This window comes from Pseudovibrio sp. Ad46 (assembly GCF_001623065.1).
Classification (GTDB): Bacteria; Pseudomonadota; Alphaproteobacteria; order Rhizobiales; family Stappiaceae; genus Pseudovibrio.
Genome location: NZ_LMCG01000068.1, coordinates 136,373 through 159,492 on the forward strand (window position 1 = coordinate 136,373; position 23,120 = coordinate 159,492).

Genomic DNA, 23,120 nt, shown 5'->3' on the forward strand with positions numbered 1-23,120 from the left:
TGCCTCTCCCCATAAGCATCACAAATGACACTTACCTTTTGGGCTTTGGCGAGATTGAACCCATTTTACCCATGCGTTTCAAGCTATTTCTGACAATAAGGCCAGACCATTTAGGACAGATCATGCAGAATTGGATCGATAGTTGGATCTACCCAAGACGTGCTTCTAGAAAAGCACAATGAAAGTCGCAAAATCCAAATCACTCATAAAATTGCAGTTCCCTTTCCCAGAATAACCAGAAACAAAAAAGGCGGAGCACATGCCCCGCCTTTTTCTAGAATCTACATCACTTACTCAGTGCTGGGCGCTTCGCTACCGTCACCCTCAGGTGTCGGAGCAGCGCTCTCTGCGTCTGTCCCTTCGGTGTCTGCACCGGTCTCGACGGCGCCTTCTACGTCAGCGTTTTCATCGTCATCAGCTTCGCTAATGCGCTCCACTGCAACAACTTGCTCTTCAGCAGAGGTATTGAACACGGTCACACCTTGTGTCGAACGACCTGCAATGCGGATGCCGTTAACCGGGCAACGGATCAGCTGTCCACCATCGGTCACCAGCATAATCTCGTCGCTGTCCTCACTACGGAAAGACGCAACCAGGCGGCCATTACGATCATTCACCGTCATCGCCGCGATCCCCTTACCGCCGCGACCGGTAGTGCGGTACTCGTACGAGCTGGTGCGCTTGCCATAACCCTTTTCAGAAACAGTAAGAATGACTTCTTCACTCTCGTCCATCTCTTTAAAGCGTTCTTCGGAGATGCCCGCGTCCTCAAAGGACACATTATCTTCTGCTTCCTCACCGCGCATAGCACGGGAAAGCTTCAGATAAGCCGTCCGCTCTTCGGAATCGCACTCAAAGTGACCAAGGATCGTCATAGAGATGACGTGATCACTCTCAGCAAGGTTGATCCCACGAACACCAACGGAGTTACGGCCAGAGAACACACGAACATCCGTTGCCGGGAAGCGAATACACATACCCGACGAGGTCGTCAGCAGAACATCATCGTCTTCCGTTGAAGTCATAACGTTGACGATGCCATCGCCCTCTTCCAACTTCATGGCGATCTTGCCGTTTTTGTTGATCTGAGCGAAGTCTGAAAGCTTGTTCCGGCGGATGGTTCCACGCTTGGTCGCAAACATCACGTCCAGCTCTGCCCACGTTTCCTCGTTCTCAGGAAGCGGCAAAATAGATGTGATGCGTTCACCCTGCTCTAAAGGAAGCATATTGACCAAGGCATTACCACGTGCCTGAGGACTAGCCAAAGGCAGGCGCCAGACTTTCATCTTGTAAGCGATACCGCGTGAAGAGAAGAACAGAACCGGCGTATGCGTATTGGCAACGAACAGACGGGTTACAAAATCTTCGTCTTTCGTCCGCATGCCAGACCGGCCCTTACCGCCACGACGCTGCGCACGATAGGTGTCCAGAGGAACGCGTTTGATGTAGCCGGTATGAGATACGGTCACGACCATATCTTCACGCTGGATCAGATCTTCATCATCCAGATCTCCACCACCATCAGTAATTTCTGTCCGGCGCGGTGTCGCAAACTCATCACGCACTTCTTCAAGCTCGGTACGAACGATCTGAAGAATACGCTCACGGCTACGCAGAATATCAAGATAATCCTTGATCTCCGTTGCAAGCTTGTCGAGTTCATCGCCAATCTCGTCGCGGCCCAGAGCAGTCAGACGCTGCAAGCGCAGGTCCAGAATGGCGCGAGCCTGATCTTCAGAAAGCTTGAACGTACCATCTTCCTGAATAGCGTAGCGTGGATCATCAATCAGCTGGATCAGCGGCTCGATGTCTTTCGCTGGCCAGTTACGCTCCATCAGCTGACGGCGCGCAGTCGCAGGATCAGGTGCTGTGCGAATAAGATGAATAACATCATCAATGTTGGCAGTCGCAACAGCCAAACCTACGAGAACATGAGCACGATCACGCGCTTTGTTCAGAAGGAACCGGGTCCGTCGACCAATAACCTCTTCACGGAAAGCAATGAACGCTTTCAGCATATCCTGCAGAGCAAGCTGCTCAGGACGGCCACCATTCAGAGCCACCACGTTACAGCCAAAGCTCTGTTGAAGCTGAGAGTAACGATAGAGTTGGTTCAGGATAACATCAGGAACCGCGTCACGCTTCAGCTCAATAACAACGCGCATGCCACGACGATCTGATTCGTCGCGAATGTCAGAGATGCCCTCAATCCGCTTTTCACGAACAAGCTCTGCGATCTTTTCGATCATAGAGGATTTGTTCACCTGATAAGGGATTTCAGTGACAATCAATGCCATACGGCCTGAGCGAATTTCTTCCGTCTCAACCCGGCTGCGCATAAGAACGGAACCACGTCCGGTCTCATAAGCTGATTTGATGCCAGCACGGCCAAGAATAATACCACCGGTCGGGAAGTCCGGACCCGGGATAATCTCCATCAGCTCTGGCAGAGTGATTTCAGGGCGCTCGATCATTGCGATCGTGCCATCAATCACTTCACCCATGTTATGCGGCGGAATATTGGTCGCCATACCAACAGCAATACCGCCAGCACCGTTTACCAGTAGGTTCGGATAGCGTGCTGGGAGAACTTCAGGTTCCGTCTCGGAACCATCGTAGTTCTCATTGAAGTTCACGGTATCTTTGTCGATATCGGAAAGCTGTGTCTGAGCAACTTTTTCGAGGCGGCACTCTGTATAACGCATCGCTGCAGCACGGTCACCATCAACCGAGCCAAAGTTGCCCTGCCCATTAATGAGTGGCAAGCGCATGGAGAAATTTTGCGCCATACGAACAAGAGCATCATAAATCGCACTATCACCATGTGGATGATATTTACCCATAACGTCACCAACGACGCGGGCTGATTTACGATAGGGCTTGTTCCACTCATATCCGTTTTCATGCATAGAATACAGAATACGGCGGTGAACCGGCTTCAAACCATCACGAACATCGGGAAGCGCACGGCTCACAATCACGCTCATTGCATAATCGAGATAGCTGCGCTTCATTTCATCTGTGATAGAGACGGGCCGAATGTCGCTGGGTAGGCCACCTGGTGGTGTACTTAAGTCCTGATCTGCCAAGGATTATTCTCATCAATTTTAAGTCAGAATTCTTAGCCTTTATAGCCGATTCAAACCGCAGAACCAAACGCCATAAGCCCTGAAAAGACACCTAATAACAACTACCTTACCCCACGACCTTATTGGCAGCAGGTTACTAGGCCTTTCTACACAGTTTCGTTGCTCAAAAGCATCGCTCTTCCTCATAAAAATACTAAGCTATACGCAGGCAGCGCAAAATCCTATCAAACTCTTGCCAAATACAACATTGTCTGGTAGCGCCCTCTCAAGAACCGCAGAAATGCGGGTAAAAGCGCCCAAAGATGGGCTAAACCACATACAAGGTAAAGCGCAATGCTCATTGAGTTCCTCATCAATGCATTTGCCATGCTGTTTGTCACCATCGACCCGATTGGTCTGGCACCAATTTTTCTGGCCGTAACCGCCGGGGCAAGCAGTGTTGAGCGCCGTCAGATCGCGATTAAAGCCATAGTCATTTCTGGCATCACGCTCCTGGCATTTTTCTTTGCCGGACGCCAGCTTCTGGAAGTTCTCGGCATCTCTCAAGCTGCATTTAAGGTTGCAGGCGGCCTTCTGCTCTTCATCATTGCAACTGAGATGGTGTTCGAACATCGCCAAAAGCGTAAAGCTGAAAGTGCGGAAAAGGTTGTCGAACAGGAAGACCTGTCCCAGACAGCAGTGTTTCCGCTGGCTATTCCGCTCATTGCAGGTCCGGCAACTATCTCTGCAATCATCCTGCTCGCCGGTCAGGCACCAGGCTTTGCTGGCCAGATGAGCCTGATCGCAGTCCTTCTGTCTGTGCTCGCACTCAGCTTCTTCGTGTTTCTGCTGGCAGCACGCATCGATAAACTGCTCGGCTCTACAGTCCAGCTCATCATCACCCGTCTTTTTGGTGTGATCCTCGCAGCGCTGTCCGTTCAGTTCGTTGCAGACGGCATCTTCTCGTTAATCGAGATGCATTCATAATTCAGGTGAGCGCCCATACCTCTTGTGGGCGCTCTTCTCTCCAATTGAGTTAAAGCTTGCAGTCCCAAATCCCCTTCGTAAAGTCACCCTTGTATTTTACGGAGGATTCGAATGGCTGCCCACGGCTCAAAAAAAGTGATTTTCGCCGCCCTTGCTGGCAACACACTCATTTCAATCACCAAATTTGCTGCCGCAGCCTATACCGGGTCTGCCGCAATGCTGTCCGAAGGCATTCACTCGCTCGTTGACACAGGAAACCAGGGCCTGCTGCTGCTTGGCATGAAGCGCGCTGAAAAACCTGCAGATGAAAAACACCCGTTCGGATACGGCTCAGAAATTTACTTCTGGGCATTTGTCGTCGCCATCATGATTTTCGCCGTTGGTGCAGGAATTTCGCTTTACGAAGGCATTCAGAAAATTCTCAATCCTCACCCGATTGAATCTGCCCTGATCGCTTACATCGTCCTTGGACTCGCACTTATTTTTGAAGGCTGGGCCTGGATGGTCGCCTACAAAGAGTTCAAAAAAACCAAAGGCAAGCGCCCTTTCCTTGCCGCTGTGCGCGACAGCAAAGACCCAACAGTTTTCACTGTGCTTTTCGAAGATACAGCCGCAATGCTCGGCCTGCTCGTAGCACTTGTCGGCATCTACGGCGCTCAAGCTTTGGGCATTGCATGGCTGGACGGAGCAGCCTCTGTCGTAATTGGCCTCATCCTCGCAGGCACAGCATTTGTACTGGCATTGGAAACCAAAGGCCTCCTCATCGGCGAAAGCGCTTCAGACGAGCTAGTCGCATCCGTGCGAGAAATCCTGCAAGCACCTGCAGCTGTAAAGGGCGTGAATGAAATCCGCACACTGCACCTGGGTCCGAATGACGTCCTCCTCGCAGCCTCGCTGGATTTCGAAGACGCTCTGACAGCAGGTGCAGTTGAAGAAGTCATCTTCTCACTGGAAGACACGATCAAACGGGCACAACCATTGATCGGACGCGTATTCCTTGAAGTCCAGGCTGCGCGCGATCATCAGATTCTTGAGGGCGAGTAGTTTATCCGCCTAGTGACACACAGATTAAACCCTTAAGAAGCTTACATACTAAGAATTTTGGAGCAGACAATGACCATACTTGTAACAGGCGGCTGCGGATATATTGGAAGCCACATGACGTGGTGCCTTCACGACGCTGGAGAGGATTTTGTCGTCATAGACAACCTGTCCACGGGCTTCGATTGGGCCATCCCGCAGAGCACCAAGCTTTACGAAGGCGAAATCACAGACCTTGATCTGCTCCAGACAATCTTCCGCAACCACGACATCTCTGCGGTCATTCACTTCGCCGGCTCAATTATCGTCCCAGAATCTGTCTCTAACCCATTGAAATATTATGAGAATAACACAGCAGCCTCGCGCACATTAATTGAAGCCTGCGTAAAGAATGGCATCAAGCATTTCATTTTCTCATCAACCGCAGCAGTTTATGGTGATCCAGAAGTTATCCCAGTTTCTGAAGATACACCTCTAACCCCCTTAAGCCCTTACGGCACCTCAAAGCTTATGACAGAATTTATGCTGCGCGACACCGCCGCCGCCCACGAGTTCAAATACACGGCTCTACGCTATTTCAATGTGGCAGGCGCTGACCCCGAAGGTCGCACTGGCCAATCCACCAAGAATGCGACGCATCTGATCAAAGTAGCCTGCGAAGCTGCTCTCGGCAAACGCACCCATCTCGGCATTTTTGGCGATGATTTCGACACACCAGATGGGACCGGTGTGCGCGATTACATCCACGTTTCCGACCTTGCAAGCGCACATTACCTTGCCCTAAAACGCCTGCGCGATGGCGGAGATAGCATTATCATGAACGCAGGCTACGGTGACGGCTACTCAGTCCTTCAGGTCATCGACGCTGTGAAAGCCGTATCAGATATTGATTTTGAGGTGAAAAAAGAGCCGCGCCGTGCTGGCGACTCTCCAAAAGTTGTCGCAGACAACTCCAGAATCATGAGCAATCTGGAATGGAAGCCACGCTTTGATGACCTGCCAACAATCGTAAAACATGCGCTGGATTGGGAGAAAAAGCTCCAATTCAAAAACAGCCTTTAACCGCTATTGTGCTGACTGAACTCCTCAGTCAGCACACTTTCCTGCGAACCACAAAACGCTTCATCTATGGGATACGGATAACGCGATCTCCAGGCTGAATACCCAATTCAGCCGCGCGCCCAGCCACCACCTCTAAAACATATTGAGCAGGCAAACCGGAAGGAATAATCTCTTCCGAGTACGGCACTGTGTTTGCAGCAATACTTTTCACTTTATAATCAGACCCGATGAAGATGATATCAAGCGAAGTCGGCGTATTTTTCATCCAGAAGTACTGAAGACCTGACTGCGGGAAAATGAACAGCATCCCTTGATCAGCCGTCAGATCCGTTCGGCCCATCAAACCTTGAGCCCTGTCATCAGGCGTTTCAGCGACTTCAACCTGAAACTCATGCGTTCCATTGGCACTACGCACTTCAAGAATTTCAGTTCTCATACCTGCAGCAACCGTCGATGTCATACCCAGCAAAACAAAAATGAATGCAATTCGAAGAACCGTCATATAGCCCTAAACCTCGTTTTCTTTAGCTTTGAGCCAAAGAAAAACCCTTGGCAAGTCACCAAGGGCTTAAAACTAGCAAATCTCAGGAATGTGATCTGAAAACGATCAGCCTCTCGTCAGTGAGATGCCGGAATGTGAGTACCACTCCCGACAGGCCGAACTTCCGCAGCCATCTTGCCTTTCGGCCCGTCACCAAAGCGCACCTGTACCTTTTGGCCGGGCCGCAACTCCGTAATACCGAAACGGCGCAATGTTTCCATATGAATAAAGATATCTTCCGTTCCCTCGCCGCGCGTTAGGAAACCAAAGCCCTTGACCCGGTTAAACCACTTCACTTCCGCGTCGATAAAGCTACCCTCTGGCGTCACCTGCACGTGCGTCCGAGAAGGTGGTAGCTGAGAAGGATGAACCGCATAACTCTCATCCATGGAAAGAATGCGCATCGCCTGCAATCCGCGCGGACGATTAAGCACCTCGCAAACAACACGCGCGCCTTCATACGCTGTCTGATAGCCGTCCCTGCGCAAGCATGTAACATGCAACAAGACGTCAGGCAGATCGTCTTCCGGCTCTACAAAACCATAGCCTTTACCAATATCAAACCACTTGATTGTTCCTGCCACTTGAAGAACATCTAAGGCTGTATCGTCAACCAGGTCCTCGACAGAGCCTAACTGAGGCGCCGTTTTTACCACCATGATGAATGCCCCGAAATTTGCCGCATCTGAAATGTAACGCTCGATCAAAACCGAACACCACTTGATTCCACAAAAAGAATATCATTACGCCCGACGGCAAAAAGGTAAAAAATTAACAAAGAGCTAAATGATCCCCCATTGATTTGGTTAGTGTTGTCCTATCAACACCATTTACCTGAAGTTTGGAGGGGGTATAGCTAACACTACTGAAGATTTTATCCCATGAATCCCCGCGTTACTTTCAAAGTCTCCGCTCGTCATCAGATACACACTATTGCGGAGCATACCTTGCATATTCAGAATTCAGAAATACTAGGCACCCTTCCCTCCTAGCTTTTTTCGCGCTAGCTTCGGCCAACTTCAACCTCTGCTGGTTCCCACTTCACAGAGCCAATCCCATAAAAGAAAGAGTTCGACATGCGTTATCTACACACCATGGTCCGCGTTAAAGATCTTGATGAATCCCTGAAGTTTTATTGCAGTATCTTTGGGCTGGAAGAAGTTCGCCGTCACGAAAGCGAAGCTGGCCGTTTCACACTTGTCTTCCTAGCTGCGCCTGAAGACAAAGAAAGCTTCAGCGCATCTTCCGCACCAGCACTCGAGCTAACATACAACTGGGATCCGGAAGAGTACGCCGGAGGTCGCAACTTCGGCCACCTCGCCTATGAAGTCGACAATATCTATGAGACCTGCGAAAAACTCCAAGCCTCTGGGATCACAATCAACCGACCACCACGCGACGGCCGTATGGCATTCATTGTTTCTCCAGATGGAATTTCCATTGAGCTTCTGCAAAAAGGTGGAAGCCTTGAGCCAGCTGAGCCATGGCTCTCCATGGGCAACACCGGCAGCTGGTAATTTCAGCACAAGCATTTCAGCGCCTCAATTTCAATTGAGGCGCTGAAATCTAACAATAATTAAGAAAAGAATAGACTAAATCCATATTTGTGGATTGTTTGAATTATAAAATTTTAAGCACTAGACAATATCCTACTGAAAACTTATAAGCCTCCTCACAGCGCGCCACATTGCGCAAATGCTGTAGTGTGCGCCCATCGTCTAGCGGTTAGGACGCCGCCCTTTCACGGCGGAAACAGGGGTTCGATTCCCCTTGGGCGTACCAATTCTCTCCTTAAATTTATTTGTTTTGCTAGCATCGCATCTTTATGAGCTGTTTCTCTATTATTTTGAGAGCAAGCACTGACGACACATCTCTGCAAACAAGCTCTCCAATCCCCATAGCTGCAACCAATCCATTTAAGCCCGAGTAAAGTCGCAAGGTAAGACCCTTACCCGCATCACCCTCTGATCAGGACCTCACGCCGGAACACAAAAAAGCCCGGTAGTGAACCTGCGCTCACTCCGGGCCATCTTGAATTACATGCTTGGCTTAGAACGGAATTTCGTCGTCCATTCCACCGCCGAAGCCGCCAGATGGTGCTTGGCCACCACCGCCGCCACCGCCGAAGCCGCCGCCCTGATTGCTGGAGCCACCACCACCAAAGCCACCGCCCTGGTCGTATCCGCCGCCACCGCCGCCGCTGCCGCCGAAGCCTCCGGACTGGCCACCCTGGCCGCCTGCACCACCGCCTTCGCCGCGACCATCAAGCATAGTCAGCGTAGAGTTGAAGCCCTGCAGAACAATCTCGGTGGAGTATTTATCCTGGCCGCTCTGGTCCTGCCATTTGCGAGTTTGCAACTGACCTTCGATGTAAACCTTGGAGCCTTTGCGCAGGAATTGCTCGGCAACCTTTGCAAGGCCTTCGTTAAACACAACAACACGGTGCCATTCAGTCCGCTCACGGCGCTCGCCGCTGTTACGGTCACGCCAGCTCTCCGAAGTAGCGATACGCAAGTTGACGATCGGACGACCGTCCTGCGTACGGCGAATTTCCGGATCTGCGCCCAAATTTCCAACCAAAATGACTTTATTGACGCTACCGGCCATTGAATTACTCCTAAGTCTGAACTCGCCCAAAGTTTAAGCGAGTTAAGTTGGCAAGTAACCTATGCTCCGCGCTCTACAATTCAAACAGACTTTCTCAAAGCCGCAGTGGTTGTCCACATTTCCTAGGCTTTCAGTCGGAATATCAGGCACCCGCAAGCAAGGCTCTCTGCTCGTTCTATTTTTGTTCCGACACATTGCCTTGCAAAACTGCCAAGTTCAACTCTCAATTTTTCTAAAAGACAATTTTACGCGAGCAAACTCAAAAAGGCTTGCTCCTTAAAATTGTTCCGTTTATGTTCCACCTGATTTCCAGCGCTCATTCTCCTGCATTTTGAGGATCGCGCCCAGACCTGTTTTGCTTTTTATATGCGAACTCGGTATCCGTGATAAAGGACAGTTCCATGGCGAAGTCGCCAACACATGACACACAAAATACTCCCGCGCGCGCAGACCTTATGAAGCAGATCACTGTACGTGGCGCTCGCGAACATAACTTGAAGAATGTGGACCTGGATCTTCCACGAGACAGCCTGATCGTCATGACTGGCCTATCCGGCTCAGGCAAATCCTCTCTTGCCTTCGATACGATTTACGCTGAAGGGCAGCGCCGCTACGTTGAAAGCCTGAGCGCTTACGCCCGCCAGTTCCTTGAAATGATGCAGAAACCAGACGTAGATCAGATCGACGGCCTGTCACCTGCAATCTCCATTGAACAGAAAACCACCTCAAAAAACCCACGCTCCACAGTCGGCACAGTCACAGAAATCTATGACTACATGCGCCTCCTATTCGCGCGCGTAGGCATTCCATACTCTCCGGCAACGGGCCTTCCAATTGAAAGTCAGACAGTCTCCCAAATGGTAGACCGCATTCTGACACTGGAAGAAGGCACTCGCTTATACCTGCTGGCCCCAATCGTGCGTGGCCGCAAAGGTGAGTATAGAAAAGAACTCGCTGAGCTCATGAAAAAGGGCTTCCAGCGCGTAAAAGTTGACGGCGAGTATTATGAAATCGCCGATGCGCCCGCTCTGGATAAGAAGTTTAAACACGATATTGATGTCGTTGTTGACCGTATCGTTGTGCGCGAAGACATGGCTGGCCGCCTGGCAGATTCTCTGGAAACCGCACTGGAGCTGGCCGAAGGCCTCGCTACCGTTGAGTTTGCAGATCAGCAGAATGAGAAAGGCAAAGCAAAGCAGCTCATTTTCTCAGAAAAGTTCGCCTGCCCGGTCTCCGGCTTCACGATCCCGGAAATAGAACCGCGCCTGTTCTCGTTCAACAATCCGTTTGGCGCATGCCCGACCTGCGATGGTCTCGGCACAAAACTGGCGTTTGAAGCCGAGCTCGTTGTACCGGACCAATCTCTTTCCCTTCGGGGGGGCGCGATCCTGCCATGGTCAAAAACCGGTTCAACCTCTCCTTATTACACCCAAACACTGGAAGCATTGGCCAAGCATCATAAGCAGCCAATGACCAAAGCCTGGAAAGACCTTCCAGAAGACTTCCGCAATGCGGTGCTGTTCGGAACCGGCAACACAAAAGTTCAGTTTGTTTATGATGACGGCACTCGCTCTTACAAAACCGAAAAGCCATTCGAAGGCGTTGTCGGCAACATCGAGCGGCGCTGGCGTGAAACAGATTCTCAGATGGTGCGCGATGAACTTTCACGCTACCAGTCAGATCATGCTTGCGACGCTTGTAAAGGCTACCGCCTCAAGCCTGAAGCCCTTTGCGTCAAAATAGCAGATCGCCATATAGGCGAGATCACAGCCCTTTCCATCAAAACTGCACATGACTGGTTCTCCAGCATTGATGAAAAGCTCTCTGATAAACAGAACGAAATCGCATATCGCATCCTCAAGGAAATCCGTGAGCGCTTGAAGTTCCTCAACGATGTTGGCTTGGAATACCTTTCCATGGACCGCTCTTCCGGAACCCTGTCTGGTGGTGAGAGCCAACGTATTCGCCTGGCCTCCCAGATCGGTTCCGGCCTGACCGGTGTACTTTACGTTCTGGATGAACCATCAATCGGCCTGCACCAGCGCGACAATGCTCGTCTTCTGGAAACCCTGAAACACCTGCGCAATCTGGGTAACACTGTTATCGTGGTAGAACACGACGAAGACGCCGTCCTCACCGCAGATTACGTGGTGGATGTGGGTCCGGGCGCAGGTATCCATGGCGGACAAGTAGTTGCCAAAGGCACGCCGGATGAAGTGATGGCCAATCCGGCCTCCCTTACTGGCAAGTATCTTTCCGGCAAAATGAGCATCCCGCAACCAGATGAGCCGCGCAAGATTGACAAGAACCGTCAAATCAAGGTGTTCGGCGCACGCGGCAACAACCTCAAAGACGTGAATGCCACCATTCCGCTTGGCACATTCACTTGTGTGACAGGTGTATCTGGTGGCGGCAAATCTACATTCCTGATCGATACCGTCTATAAAGCGACCGCTCGTCGCCTCAATGGCGCACGCGACAACCCTGCCCCGCATGACCGGATTGAAGGTCTGGAGCGTCTGGACAAAGTCATCGACATTGATCAGTCCCCAATTGGCAGAACGCCGCGCTCCAACCCGGCAACCTATACAGGCGCCTTCACTCCAATCCGGGAGTGGTTTGCAGGTATGCCGGAAGCGAAAACACGCGGCTACGCGCCGGGCCGCTTCTCCTTCAACGTAAAAGGCGGACGCTGCGAAGCCTGTCAGGGTGATGGTGTTATCAAGATCGAGATGCACTTCCTGCCAGATGTATATGTCACCTGTGATGTGTGTAAGGGCAAGCGCTACAATCGCGAGACACTGGAAGTTCAGTTCAAGGGCAAATCCATTGCAGATGTATTGGACATGACCGTTGAAGAAGCAGCAAGCTTCTTCTCTGCCGTGCCATCCATCCGCGACAAAATGGAAACCCTCGCCCGTGTGGGCCTCGGCTACATCAAGGTCGGCCAGCAGGCCACCACTTTATCGGGCGGTGAAGCACAACGCGTGAAACTGGCAAAGGAGCTTTCCAAGCGCTCAACTGGCCGTACGCTCTATATTCTGGACGAACCGACAACCGGTCTCCATTTCCACGATGTCGCCAAGCTGCTCGATGTCCTTCATGAGCTGGTCGATCAGGGCAACACAGTCCTCGTGATCGAACACAATCTGGAAGTGATCAGAACCGCAGACTGGATCCTTGACCTTGGCCCTGAAGGCGGGGACGGCGGCGGAACCATCGTCGCAACTGGCCGCCCAGAGGATGTGGCAGAGGTACCAGAGAGCTATACGGGACACTTCCTCAAGGAATTGTTTGAAAGGCGAAGCGCCAACAAGCTGGACGCAGCAGAATAAAAACCAAATGGCCGGGCACTGTCCCGGTCATTTTTTTGCAAAAATCACCGCCCCCAATGGCCTCTTTCCGCGAAAACAACACAAAATACCAGTTGGCGCCGCTCTATTACAAAACCTGCTCAAAGCCGGCGACACATTGAAATATGATTAAGTTTTCAGCACCAACTGCCTAAAAACAGCACTCCCAGCCCCTCAGGTATGCAGATTTGTGCCCTAAATCACAAAATTACCGCACTGCACAATCGTTAATTTTGGCATTTATGTCGTTTTGAAGAATGGTAGCGCCATCATTTGCCATAATGCCATGCGTTTTTTGCATATCGGACATGCGAAATGATGTGATGCACAATTGGAAAGTCTTTTGTATAAACCAACTCAAGGCCGCTGAGGAACTCCTCCCAATTAAACCTCGGCAGCCTAACATACAATCCTCAAGCAGCACCTCCTCCCAAGCTGCTTGATGGTTCTAAACAGAGATTTCCTCCCAGTTCTCTGTTTACTAGCTTCGCCCGTCGTTCCTCCCATCGACGGGCGTTAGCTGTTTTAAAGGCCTATTTCTCTCAAAACTACCCATCGTCCTCAGCAAAGCAATCACGCAAAAGAAAAACGCACCAGCCTCGCTGATACGCTCTCCAAATCATCACTACTTTACGCACATCACTGCGCAATTCTCATCACCAGCTCACCCGCCTGATGGGTTTTCCAAATCAGCGCTGGTCATAGTCAGCCACTTAGTCATGTGCAAAATATCCGGCGGCTTGCCATTACTCAGGCGCCAGCTGTCTACCACCCATGGAATCTCTGTGGTCGTATCCACCACAACAGCTGAAGCATGCGGATATTTGCCATCAAGGAAAAAACCGCGAGAGGCAGGCCGCGCCGCACGGTGGTATTTAAGCCAACCCTGAGAACCCGCATAAACCAGCAGGCTTGTTGTATTGGTCGCCTCATCAATGCAGTCCATCTGCCCTTTAACGTTGCCATTACCCATATCCAGCCCACCAATATCATTGGATGACCCAACCACAGGTCCAACACGCTTTTCTTGCCACTGCACCGCTTTGGAAATTGCGGCACGCTCAGCTTCAGGGCTTCGATGCCCTCGCTTCAAAATCGTGCGTAATCGCTGTTTGTCTTTCTGGCTAAACGTCACAGCCGTGCGATATTCGCAGCCGAAACCATGACAGATGTATAATGTGTCACCTTTGTTTTCGATGCCACCCATCTGAGTATACCAGGTGCTTGGTTTTCTATTAATTTGGCTCATGCACGCAGTTAGCCCAATTGCGCCAAATGCAATCACGAGAGCTCTAGAAATTGTCTTCAGTTTCTTATTTGAAAAATACATGTGTTTTTGTGAATCACTTTGCACAACCATGGAAGATTGATGGCCTAAATGATTGAACTGAGCAAGTTCAGAGGCTAAGCAATTCGCAAGCGATAAACACTTAGGCTTCATCAGACGCTTTGGCGCAACAGAAGCCCAGTCGATTGGATAGGAAATGACGAAGCAGCCCATACACGTGGTTGGCGGCGGCCTGGCAGGCTCCGAAGCAGCATGGCAGATCGCAGAAAAAGGCCTGAAGGTCGTTCTGCACGAAATGCGCCCAACACGTGAGACCGATGCACACAAAACAGATGGCCTTGCAGAACTGGTGTGCTCCAACTCATTCCGTTCTGACGACGCTGAAAACAACGCTGTTGGCCTGCTTCATGCTGAGCTGCGCACCGCTGGCTCCCTGATCATGAGATGCGCAGATGCCAACAAAGTGCCTGCTGGCGGCGCACTGGCCGTGGACCGCGATGGATTTTCCCAAGCTGTACAAGCCGCGCTGGAAGGCCACGAGAACGTAGAGATCCTCCGCGAAGAAGTGACTGAAATTCCATCAGCAGAAAACGGTCAGGTCATTCTTGCAACCGGCCCGCTCACATCTCCAGCTCTTTCCGAGCAGATCCTGCAAGCAACCGGCGAAGACTCCCTCGCCTTTTTTGATGCGATTGCACCGATCATCCACACTGAATCCATCAATATGGACAAGGCATGGTTTCAGTCTCGCTACGACAAAGTCGGCCCGGGCGGGACAGGGAAAGATTACATCAACTGCCCAATGGATAAAGAGCAATACGAAGCCTTTATCGATGCACTGATCGGCGGCGAAAAGACCTCCTTCAAGGAATGGGAAGAAAACACGCCTTACTTTGATGGCTGCCTTCCAATTGAAGTGATGGCAGAACGTGGCCGCGAAACTCTGCGCCACGGCCCAATGAAACCAATGGGCCTGACCAATGCCCATCAGCCAGACATTAAGGCCTACGCTGTGGTGCAGCTGCGTCAGGACAATGCCCTTGGCACGCTTTACAACATGGTTGGTTTTCAGACCAAACTGAAGTACGGCGCACAGGCAGAAACTCTCCGCATGATCCCGGGCCTGGAAGAAGCTCAGTTTGCCCGCCTCGGCGGCCTGCATCGCAACACCTTCCTCAATTCACCGCGTCTTCTCGATGATCAAATGCGCCTCAAAGCTCTGCCACACGTGCGTTTTGCAGGTCAGATCACCGGCTGTGAAGGCTATGTGGAATCCACCGCTGTTGGATGTTTGACAGGTCTGTTTGCAGCTCATCAGGCACTTGGAACCGACATCGCACCTCCGCCAGTCACAACTGCATGCGGTGCAATCGTCAACCATATCACGGGTGGTCACATCGATCGCGAAGATGGCTCCGGCCCGCGTTCCTTCCAGCCAATGAACATCAACTTCGGCCTCCTGCCTCCCCTGGACGAAATGCCGAAGCATCCAGAAGGCAAGCGCCTGCGCGGCAAAGAAAAGACTCGCCTTAAAAAGCAGGTTATGGCCAAGCGTGGTCTGGATGACTTTAAAGCATGGGTCGCGAACGTCTAACCCGCACGCAACATACAATTAGAGACAGAAAGGCCGGATATTCCGGCCTTTTTCTATTTCCGCGAGAGTTTGGTAAGGCGGCGGGATGTCCGCCACATATGCCAGACACGGCGCATATGCGGCGCCCCACCGCAAACCTGCAGCGGCTCAAAACTATCTTTGTCCGCCTCATTGAAGAACAGCTCCACCTGAAACACGGGCAAAAATGCAGGCAGCACAGACGGATCAATCCCTTCCAGTGCACTCTCACAATCATCGAGATGCTTTTTGCTCAGCTCCACCATTTCTTCAAAAGCCGCCCAGACAGCATCATTTGAACGGTTCCCTCGCAAGGCATTGGCATCCACACCGTGTCGTTCCATCACATCTTTTGGAAGGAACTGCTGGTGCCGCGAGGCCTGCCACGCAAGCGTCTGCATCAAGCCAGAGAGCGCATACGCCACACCACCATGCCCGCTGGCGTCAGAAAGCTGGCGATCAGCAGGTTTTCCGCTCAATATCATAGAGGCCAGCAAAACCACTGTAGAGTTGGTCTCCCCGCAATACCCCTCCAGATCATTGATGGTTGGCATTGGATCGGAATAAAGGTCAAACCGGCGCGCAGAAATCAGGTTGAGGAACGGCTCTCTTGGCAATTTATGATGCTCAATCGTCTCAATGATCGCCTGCGCAACCGGGTTGTGCATCACATCGCCATGATCAGTTCCACTCAGCGCATCATGCCACCATTGCAGGCGAATTTCTCCGGGCATCGGCTCATTGACCAACTCTCGGATACGCGCAATCTCACAGGCAAAGGCGTAAAGGGCAATCAAACTCGGACGCGCAATAATCGGAGCATACAATGTGCTCAGGTAACGCTCGTAGGAGAAGCGTTTTACGAAATCATTACAGTGGTCATAGGCCTGGCTCATAGCTGGGTTCCACGCTTCTTTTTAAACGTCTTCAACTGCAATAAACACGGCTGCCACAGCTCTGTCTTCACCAAGAAGCACATTGTATGTGCGCACAGCAGCACCTGTGGACATGCTATCGACCATAATGCCCTTCTCACGAAACGGTCCCTTCCGAGCCTCTGGAAATGGCTTCAACTCGTCACCAGCACCAATCAACAGCACTTCAATATCGTCAGACTCTGCAAGGATTTGCGCCAGTGCCTCATCCGTAACTTCATCAAAGCTGGTTGGCGCCCAACCATAAACACCAGATGGCACACACATCAGCGATCCACGATGAGACATATCGGCAAATCGAAAGCCGCCATTTCCGTAGGCGTCGATTTGAACCATGCTTGGATAATGCGCATCCCGCACTTCCAAAGGCTCTCCACGTTTTCCCATAGTGTCCTCCAATGGCTATTTTCGCCCAGTATACGCGCAAATTGATAGCCTCTGTTTAATTACACGCGAAAGAATGTCCAATAGAAAATGGGGCTGACCACAATTGTAGTCAGCCCCATCTAAAACATTAGCTGTTTCCGCTGGTTAAGCAGATTTTGCAGGAGATGTTTCATCGTCTTTCTTGTCAAACACGCTGGTGCGAAGCTTCATGAGCATCAGCAACGGAGAGGCAAGGAAGATAGAAGAGTAAGTCCCGATCACGATACCGAAGATCATCGCCAGCACGAAGGACTGGATCACTTCACCGCCCAGGAAGTACAACGCAAACAGCGCCAGCAAAGTGGTCACAGACGTCATTGTTGTACGGGACAGGGTCTCGTTGATGGACTTATCAAGCAGCTCTTCCAGGGAAAGACGCTTGTAACGACGCAGGTTCTCACGAATACGGTCATAAACAACCACCGTATCGTTGAGCGAGTAACCGATAATCGTCAGCACCGCCGCAATACTGGACAGCGTAAAGTCCAGCTGCAACACCGCAAACAATCCAACTGTCAGCAGGATATCATTGAAGGTGGTGATGATCGCGCCAACTGCGAACTGCCATTCAAAGCGGAACCAGATGTAAAACATGATCATCAGCAAGGCAGACCCGACCGCCAGCGTTCCTGCATAAGCAAGCTCGCCGGAAACACGAGGTCCAACCACTTCAGTTCTGCGGAATTCGTATCCATCGGTAAAGGCACCACGGACATTCTCAACCACATCCTGCTGCGCACTCTCACCTTCGCCCTGAGATTCAATGCGGATCAGAACTTCGGTAGGACTACCGAATTCCTGTACCTGCACATCACCCAGATCAAGACCACCAAGGGTCCGGCGAATTTCAGAAAGGTTTGCAGGACCGCTTGTGGACTGCAGCTCGATCAGCGTTCCGCCCTTAAAATCGATGCCGTAGTTCAGGCCGATTGTCAGGAACAGTACAATGGAAAGAACTGCCGTAATTCCAGAAAACGGAAAACTCAACACCCGCCAATGCATAAAGCGGAAGTTGGTCTGCTCCGGAACAAGTCTAAGAAGTTTCATAGGTTCATGCTCCGAATTAGATTGGCAGTTTGGATGGACGCTTACGCTTCACCCATACAGAGATGAGGAAACGTGAGATAGTAAACGCAGAGAACACTGTGGTGAAGATACCGATCATCAGCGTTACGGCGAACCCTTTAACAGGACCGGAACCGATGAAGAACAGGATCACAGCCACAATCAGCGTTGTGATGTTTGCATCCAAAATGGTGCCAAGTGCACGCTTAAAGCCCGCATCAATCGAACCAATAGCGGAACGACCAGCGCGTGCCTCTTCACGAATGCGCTCATAAATCAGCACGTTGGCATCAACCGCCATACCAATTGTCAAAACGACACCCGCAATACCCGGCAGGGTCAGCGTTGCCTGAAGTGTGGTGAGCACACCAAAGATCAGGAACACGTTGGAAGCGAGCGCAAGGTTCGCAATGATCCCGAACTGGCCATAAGCCAGCAGCATGAAGATCACCACCGCTGCCGCTGCAACGATGGAAGCAACCTTACCGCTATCAATGGAATCCTGACCAAGGCCCGGACCAACAGACCGCTCTTCAACTACATCCAGACGCGCAGGAAGCGCACCAGCACGCAGCAGAACAGCAAGATCATTCGCACCATCAACAGTGAAGCTGCCGGAGATCTGACCGGAACCGCCTGTGATCGGCTGACGGATAACCGGAGCGGTGATCACTTCGTCATCAAGCACAATCGCAAACGGACGACCAACATTTGCGCGGGTCACATCCGCAAAGACGCGGGCACCGGCAGTGTTGAAGCGGAAGTTCACAACAGGCTCGTTTGTCTGCTGGTCAAACGCAACAGAAGCATCCTGCAGCTCTTCACCCGTCAGCAGCGGGTTTTCATCCAACAGGTATGGCTGGCCATCAGAACCCTCAACAACCATCGTGCCTGCTGGCGGACGGCCTTGAAGTGCCTGTGACGCACTCATTTCCTGACTAACAAGATGGAACGTTAGCTGCGCAGTAGCACCAATGATATCCTTCAGGCGCTGAGGGTTGGATTCACCCGGCGCTTCAACAAGGATACGGTCAGTGCCCTGACGCTGAATGGAAGGCTCAGTCGTGCCGAGTTCATCAACACGGCGACGGATAACCTCAATGGACTGCCTCACAACGGAAGCGAGGCGCATGTCCAGACCTTCCTCGGAGAAAACCATGCGGAACAGGCCGTCACCTTGAGGTTCAAGAACAAATTCGTTAACCGCTGCACCGCCGAAAACGCCGGAGTTAAGCGGGTTTACCAGTTCTGCAAGGCGCTGTTCGGCCTCATCGAAGCGTGCATTATCACGAATGCGAACCTGAACACCGTCTCCCTGAATACCCAGACCGGTGTAGCCGATACGTGGGTTCTCGCGCAGGGCCCGGCGGATATTTCCAACCAGCTGACGGAACTGTTTTTCTTTGTAATCTTCTTTATCAACCTCATAGAGCAGATAAGCACCGCCCTGAAGGTCAAGACCGAGAACAATCTGGCGCTTAGGCATAAAATCCGGCCAGGATTGAACGGTACTTGCCGGGAAGAAGTTCGGCAATGTTGTAAAGATACCGCCCAGCACCACGACGATAATCAGGGCGATTTTCCAACGCGCGAAATGAAGCATGAGTATATGCCCGGTCCTAGAATAGGCAGACCGCTCTCACTGCGGCAATTGCCGAAACAGGAAAGCGGTCTGAAACTACAGGTATCAAGGCGCGATTATTCGCCGTCCTTAACAGGTTCACCTTTGGAGCGAACTTCCTGGATCATGGCACGAGCAATACGCACACGCGTACCTTCAGCAATGTCCACCTGCAGTTCAGCATCATCAACGATCTTAGCAACTTTACCAATCAGACCACCAGAGGTCACAACGGTGTCGCCGCGACGCAGATTGCTCACCATTTCCTGATGAGACTTCATTTTCTGGCGCTGAGGGCGAATGATCAGGAACCACATGATCACGAAGATCAGGACGAACGGCACAATAGACATTACAACGTCTGGCACGCCGCCTGCGGCCTGTGCATAGGCAGGGGTAATAAACATTAGTTTCTCCTTACCACAAATTCCCGAGGAACCTGATGGCGTTCATTAAACAATTGGCGAGGTGAACCCCTCCAAAATTGACCTTGGCCCGAAAGAACAAGGATTTTGCGCTGGACTATACAGTCCACTCCAACCTTTTCAAGGCATTGACATGCTAACTGGGACTTTCCCCAAGAGTATTGGACATGATACAGCTGTAAATAGGGATACTTGGCCGCAGATCAAATAGCAGAACCGCCGCTGAGACAATTTTCACCTAGTGCATTTTGCGTAAAGCCTATGCCAGCGCACCTGAGTTAATCACGTAGATACACATGACCGCTAAAGAAAATACCTCTGAAGTCGCCCTTCTTACATCCAAACTGGACGAGATTGTCGCCCTGTTGGTCAGCTCCCTTCCCAAGCCTCCGGTTACTGTCAATTTCGACGAAGCCGATGCCTTTGTATTCCACCCTTCCCCGTTTGAGCTTGCGCCTGTACCCAAAGTCAATCGGGTTGATATTAGCCTGCTCAAAGGCGTCGATCACTCCAAGAAAATGCTGATGGAGAATACAAATAGGTTCGCAGAAGGTTTTCCGGCCAATAACGTGCTGTTGTGGGGTGCCAGAGGCATGGGCAAGTCGTCTTTGGTGAAATCTGCTCATGCTGCGATCAACGCAGCACACGCAAACTCCGAAGGCGTCCGCAAACTTGTTCTCATTGAGATTCACCGCGAGGACATCGAAGCCCTCCCCGCGCTGATGAACGAGCTGCGCGGCAAGCCTTACAACTTCATCATCTTTTGCGACGACCTCTCCTTTGATGGCGACGACACCAGCTACAAGAGCCTGAAAGCAGCTCTGGACGGCGGCATTGAAGGTCGACCAGCAAATGTCCTGTTTTACGCCACATCCAACCGCAGACACCTTCTGCCACGCGATATGATGGAGAACGAGCGGTCAACCGCGATCCATGCAAGCGAAGCGGTGGAAGAGAAGGTTTCACTTTCTGATCGATTCGGCCTTTGGATCGGCTTCCACAAATGCTCTCAGGATGAGTATCTGGATATGATCTACGGCTACACTGAGCATTTTGGCTTAAAGGTCGAGCAGGAGCAGCTCCGCGCGCAGGCTCTGGAATGGTCCACCACACGCGGCGCTCGCTCTGGTCGTGTCGCATGGCAATTTATTCAGGATCTGGCAGGCCGCCTCAGCCAAACGCTGTCCTGACAAGCAAAAGCGCTCATAAAAAAGCACGCCGCGTGAAGGTCACCAACGCGGCGTGCTCTACCTATGAAAAGAGTTCCAAGAAGAACCCTCCCCCTTTTTATTAGGAACGCGGTAGATGGTTCATAGGATCTACCGGCTTGTTATCCTTACGCAGCTCAAAATGCAGCTGAGGCTGTGTCACAGACCCGGTCGCACCAGCCATGGCAATAGTCTGTCCACGGCGTACGGCATCACCACGGCGCACCTTCAGCTCTTTGTTGTGCGCATAAGCTGAAACCCAGCCATTATCATGGCGGATAAGCACCAGATTTCCAAAGCCTTTCAGCTCGTTACCGGCGTAAACGATGGTTCCGTCTTCCGCAGCTTTAATGTCTGTCCCTGATGGAACCGCCAGATTAATGCCGTCGTTTTTAGACCCACCCGGCTTCACGCCAAAGTCAGAGATAATCCGCCCACGCACCGGCCAGCGGAACGTTGCCTCATCTGCCACAGCAACCTTTGGTGCCTTCGCTGTCGCAACTGGCTGCACAGGCGCTGGCTTGGAAACTTCTGTCGGCTGCAAACGAACAACATCCGTCTCAGCTTCAGAGATAACCGGAACAATCGGTTTTTGCGGCTTCTGCACACTTGCGGTGTGAACTGGGGTCGGCGCAAGAGAATTGGCAAGCGTGCGCTGTGTCGCAACCGGAGCGGCCACGCGTTGCGGGTTCAACCCTGCCAAAGCGATTCTCTTCGGCTTCGGCACCGCTTGTGTCGCTTTAACACTGGCAACCGATGCCGGACGCTGAGCAACAGAAGCCCTAGGCTTGCTCTTGGGCACTGCTGAAACGCGCAGAGGAGCAACGCTGCGCGCTGCCTGTCCCGTAACAGGCACCCCATAAGATGGCTGCGCAGTCGCAGACTGCGGAGCAACAATCGGCGTCAAAGACTGACTGCGATAGGTCGTTGGCTGTTGCTGTGCACGATAGACCTGAGAAGGTGCAGGCTGCTGGATTGGCTGAAGCGAAGACGCAGGCACAGCTGCTGCTGGTGCCCGCCTTTGCACCGGATAAGCGGCAGGAGGCGCATCACTGTAAACAGGACGCGATCGTTCTCCCACATTGCCCGGAGGAAGCAACGCAGCCGCAATCTTGGTCGCAAACACATCACGAGACTGCCTGGAAGCAGAGCCATTGGCATTCAAAGGCGTAACATACTGCGAAGGAATGGAGGCTGTCGTCTGAGGCTGCTGGCTATTGGACGGCAACACACGAGCGCTGGCTTTCGGCAAGCGGTTCGGTTTACGAACCATCTTCACCGGAATAACAACGGAATCACCGGGCTGCAGCGCAGAACTCACAGTCACGCGATTGGCATGAAGAATTTCGTTAGCCGGCACACGGTATTGCCAGGCAAGACTATCAACATTCTCGTTGGCTTTCAGCGTGACAACGCGGCCACCAACAGCTGTCCACCCAAGCGTGCCATCATTCGGTGCTTTGGCAAGTGCAGCAGGAACTCGGGCGCTCGCGCGCGTGCGCTGGCTCACCGCAACAGGCTGTTTAGAAAATGTCGGCTGCCATGTCTGCTGCGGATACCCGCGCGATTGCGCAGATCCGGTCACAATAGGAGCATTGCTTGATGTTGGCGCAGGCAACAAGACGCCGCGCTGAACAACAGATTTTGTGTTTGATGATGGAAGTCCGGGCGTCACCACAACGGCAGTTCGAGCCGGAGACGTTGGTTCATCAACATATTCAGATTTGCCAAACCGATCCACATTGCCACTACAACCAGCAATACCTGCTGACAGCAAAAACAAGGCTACACCGCGCCGCAATCTGGCTTTCTCACGGGAATGAAACTGCATATCCGCCCTACCCAATACAAATAAAAGGCTAACTGGCGTAAGTTTACTGA

The 23,120-nt window shown here is 51.8% G+C and carries 18 protein-coding genes and 1 tRNA gene; 8 read left to right on the top strand and 11 right to left on the bottom strand.

The window, feature by feature from the left end; genetic code table 11:
• Positions 1-290: 290 nt before the first annotated feature.
• A complete protein-coding gene (gene gyrA, locus PsAD46_RS17895) occupies positions 291-3,089 on the bottom strand; it encodes a DNA gyrase subunit A (protein WP_063307520.1) in 2,799 nt (932 codons plus the stop codon).
• Between the two features lie 333 nt (positions 3,090-3,422).
• Between gyrA and PsAD46_RS17900 the strand changes: the two genes are divergently transcribed.
• From PsAD46_RS17900 to galE, 3 genes are all read left to right on the top strand, one after another.
• Positions 3,423-4,055, top strand: coding sequence for a MarC family protein (locus PsAD46_RS17900; protein WP_057466267.1), 633 nt, complete (start codon positions 3,423-3,425; stop codon positions 4,053-4,055).
• Between the two features lie 111 nt (positions 4,056-4,166).
• On the top strand, positions 4,167-5,099 hold the full coding sequence (locus PsAD46_RS17905; RefSeq protein WP_063296941.1) for a cation diffusion facilitator family transporter: 933 nt from the start codon (positions 4,167-4,169) through the stop codon (positions 5,097-5,099).
• Between the two features lie 69 nt (positions 5,100-5,168).
• Positions 5,169-6,158, top strand: coding sequence for a UDP-glucose 4-epimerase GalE (gene galE, locus PsAD46_RS17910; RefSeq protein WP_084404457.1), 990 nt, complete (start codon positions 5,169-5,171; stop codon positions 6,156-6,158).
• A gap of 64 nt (positions 6,159-6,222) precedes the next feature.
• On the opposite strand, the gene PsAD46_RS17915 is transcribed toward galE, so the two are convergent.
• The gene (locus tag PsAD46_RS17915; protein WP_084407853.1) at positions 6,223-6,660 is read right to left on the bottom strand and encodes a DUF192 domain-containing protein; all 438 of its coding nucleotides are present in this window, start codon (positions 6,658-6,660) and stop codon (positions 6,223-6,225) included.
• A gap of 116 nt (positions 6,661-6,776) precedes the next feature.
• Positions 6,777-7,358, bottom strand: a complete 582-nt coding sequence (locus PsAD46_RS17920; RefSeq protein ID WP_057466310.1) for a cold-shock protein — start codon at positions 7,356-7,358, stop codon at positions 6,777-6,779.
• A 417-nt stretch (positions 7,359-7,775) separates the two neighbouring features.
• Here PsAD46_RS17920 and PsAD46_RS17925 point away from each other — a divergent pair, with 417 nt between their 5' ends.
• Positions 7,776-8,216 (top strand): VOC family protein, encoded by a 441-nt coding sequence (locus PsAD46_RS17925; RefSeq protein ID WP_057466264.1) that lies wholly within the window; start codon positions 7,776-7,778, stop codon positions 8,214-8,216.
• A 190-nt stretch (positions 8,217-8,406) separates the two neighbouring features.
• Positions 8,407-8,481: transfer RNA gene (locus PsAD46_RS17930), tRNA-Glu, on the top strand.
• A gap of 267 nt (positions 8,482-8,748) precedes the next feature.
• Here the strand turns inward: PsAD46_RS17930 and PsAD46_RS17935 are convergent.
• On the bottom strand, positions 8,749-9,306 hold the full coding sequence (locus PsAD46_RS17935; protein ID WP_063304007.1) for a single-stranded DNA-binding protein: 558 nt from the start codon (positions 9,304-9,306) through the stop codon (positions 8,749-8,751).
• Positions 9,307-9,707: 401 nt separating this feature from the next.
• Here PsAD46_RS17935 and uvrA point away from each other — a divergent pair, with 401 nt between their 5' ends.
• A complete protein-coding gene (uvrA, locus tag PsAD46_RS17940) occupies positions 9,708-12,641 on the top strand; it encodes an excinuclease ABC subunit UvrA (RefSeq protein WP_063307522.1) in 2,934 nt (977 codons plus the stop codon).
• A gap of 682 nt (positions 12,642-13,323) precedes the next feature.
• Here uvrA and PsAD46_RS17950 read toward each other — a convergent pair.
• Positions 13,324-13,908, bottom strand: a complete 585-nt coding sequence (locus PsAD46_RS17950) for a hypothetical protein (RefSeq protein ID WP_208981903.1) — start codon at positions 13,906-13,908, stop codon at positions 13,324-13,326.
• A 235-nt stretch (positions 13,909-14,143) separates the two neighbouring features.
• Between PsAD46_RS17950 and trmFO the strand changes: the two genes are divergently transcribed.
• Positions 14,144-15,541, top strand: coding sequence for a methylenetetrahydrofolate--tRNA-(uracil(54)-C(5))-methyltransferase (FADH(2)-oxidizing) TrmFO (trmFO, locus tag PsAD46_RS17955; protein ID WP_084404458.1), 1,398 nt, complete (start codon positions 14,144-14,146; stop codon positions 15,539-15,541).
• Positions 15,542-15,594: 53 nt separating this feature from the next.
• Here the strand turns inward: trmFO and PsAD46_RS17960 are convergent, their stop codons facing one another.
• From PsAD46_RS17960 to yajC, 5 genes are all read right to left on the bottom strand, one after another.
• Entirely contained in the window at positions 15,595-16,455 is an 861-nt protein-coding gene (locus tag PsAD46_RS17960) for a phytoene/squalene synthase family protein (RefSeq protein ID WP_063288807.1), read from the bottom strand.
• 21 nt (positions 16,456-16,476) lie between these two features.
• Complete coding sequence (locus PsAD46_RS17965; protein WP_063307524.1) at positions 16,477-16,881, bottom strand: Mth938-like domain-containing protein; 405 nt, start codon at positions 16,879-16,881, stop codon at positions 16,477-16,479.
• Positions 16,882-17,025: 144 nt separating this feature from the next.
• A complete protein-coding gene (gene secF, locus PsAD46_RS28640; RefSeq protein ID WP_063307525.1) occupies positions 17,026-17,967 on the bottom strand; it encodes a protein translocase subunit SecF in 942 nt (313 codons plus the stop codon).
• 16 nt (positions 17,968-17,983) lie between these two features.
• On the bottom strand, positions 17,984-19,588 hold the full coding sequence (gene secD, locus PsAD46_RS28645) for a protein translocase subunit SecD (RefSeq protein ID WP_063307526.1): 1,605 nt from the start codon (positions 19,586-19,588) through the stop codon (positions 17,984-17,986).
• A 95-nt stretch (positions 19,589-19,683) separates the two neighbouring features.
• On the bottom strand, positions 19,684-20,013 hold the full coding sequence (gene yajC / locus PsAD46_RS17980; RefSeq protein WP_057466258.1) for a preprotein translocase subunit YajC: 330 nt from the start codon (positions 20,011-20,013) through the stop codon (positions 19,684-19,686).
• 314 nt (positions 20,014-20,327) lie between these two features.
• On the opposite strand from yajC, the gene PsAD46_RS17985 reads away from it, so the two are divergent.
• Positions 20,328-21,221, top strand: coding sequence for an ATP-binding protein (locus tag PsAD46_RS17985; protein WP_063307527.1), 894 nt, complete (start codon positions 20,328-20,330; stop codon positions 21,219-21,221).
• Between the two features lie 100 nt (positions 21,222-21,321).
• Here the strand turns inward: PsAD46_RS17985 and PsAD46_RS17990 are convergent, their stop codons facing one another.
• Complete coding sequence (locus PsAD46_RS17990) at positions 21,322-23,070, bottom strand: M23 family metallopeptidase (RefSeq protein ID WP_063307528.1); 1,749 nt, start codon at positions 23,068-23,070, stop codon at positions 21,322-21,324.
• Positions 23,071-23,120 lie beyond the last annotated feature (50 nt).

Coding starts and splice junctions, on each gene's coding strand:
- PsAD46_RS17920 (WP_057466310.1), bottom strand. CDS start 7,358: ATGGTGGTAAAAACGGCGCCTCAGTTAGGCTCTGTCGAGGACCTGGTT.
- secD (WP_063307526.1), bottom strand. CDS start 19,588: ATGCTTCATTTCGCGCGTTGGAAAATCGCCCTGATTATCGTCGTGGTG.
- galE (WP_084404457.1), top strand. CDS start 5,169: ATGACCATACTTGTAACAGGCGGCTGCGGATATATTGGAAGCCACATG.
- PsAD46_RS17915 (WP_084407853.1), bottom strand. CDS start 6,660: ATGACGGTTCTTCGAATTGCATTCATTTTTGTTTTGCTGGGTATGACA.
- PsAD46_RS17935 (WP_063304007.1), bottom strand. CDS start 9,306: ATGGCCGGTAGCGTCAATAAAGTCATTTTGGTTGGAAATTTGGGCGCA.
- PsAD46_RS17900 (WP_057466267.1), top strand. CDS start 3,423: ATGCTCATTGAGTTCCTCATCAATGCATTTGCCATGCTGTTTGTCACC.
- PsAD46_RS17925 (WP_057466264.1), top strand. CDS start 7,776: ATGCGTTATCTACACACCATGGTCCGCGTTAAAGATCTTGATGAATCC.
- PsAD46_RS17905 (WP_063296941.1), top strand. CDS start 4,167: ATGGCTGCCCACGGCTCAAAAAAAGTGATTTTCGCCGCCCTTGCTGGC.
- PsAD46_RS17990 (WP_063307528.1), bottom strand. CDS start 23,070: ATGCAGTTTCATTCCCGTGAGAAAGCCAGATTGCGGCGCGGTGTAGCC.
- uvrA (WP_063307522.1), top strand. CDS start 9,708: ATGGCGAAGTCGCCAACACATGACACACAAAATACTCCCGCGCGCGCA.
- secF (WP_063307525.1), bottom strand. CDS start 17,967: ATGAAACTTCTTAGACTTGTTCCGGAGCAGACCAACTTCCGCTTTATG.
- PsAD46_RS17950 (WP_208981903.1), bottom strand. CDS start 13,908: ATGAGCCAAATTAATAGAAAACCAAGCACCTGGTATACTCAGATGGGT.
- PsAD46_RS17985 (WP_063307527.1), top strand. CDS start 20,328: ATGACCGCTAAAGAAAATACCTCTGAAGTCGCCCTTCTTACATCCAAA.
- PsAD46_RS17965 (WP_063307524.1), bottom strand. CDS start 16,881: ATGGGAAAACGTGGAGAGCCTTTGGAAGTGCGGGATGCGCATTATCCA.
- PsAD46_RS17960 (WP_063288807.1), bottom strand. CDS start 16,455: ATGAGCCAGGCCTATGACCACTGTAATGATTTCGTAAAACGCTTCTCC.
- yajC (WP_057466258.1), bottom strand. CDS start 20,013: ATGTTTATTACCCCTGCCTATGCACAGGCCGCAGGCGGCGTGCCAGAC.
- trmFO (WP_084404458.1), top strand. CDS start 14,144: ATGACGAAGCAGCCCATACACGTGGTTGGCGGCGGCCTGGCAGGCTCC.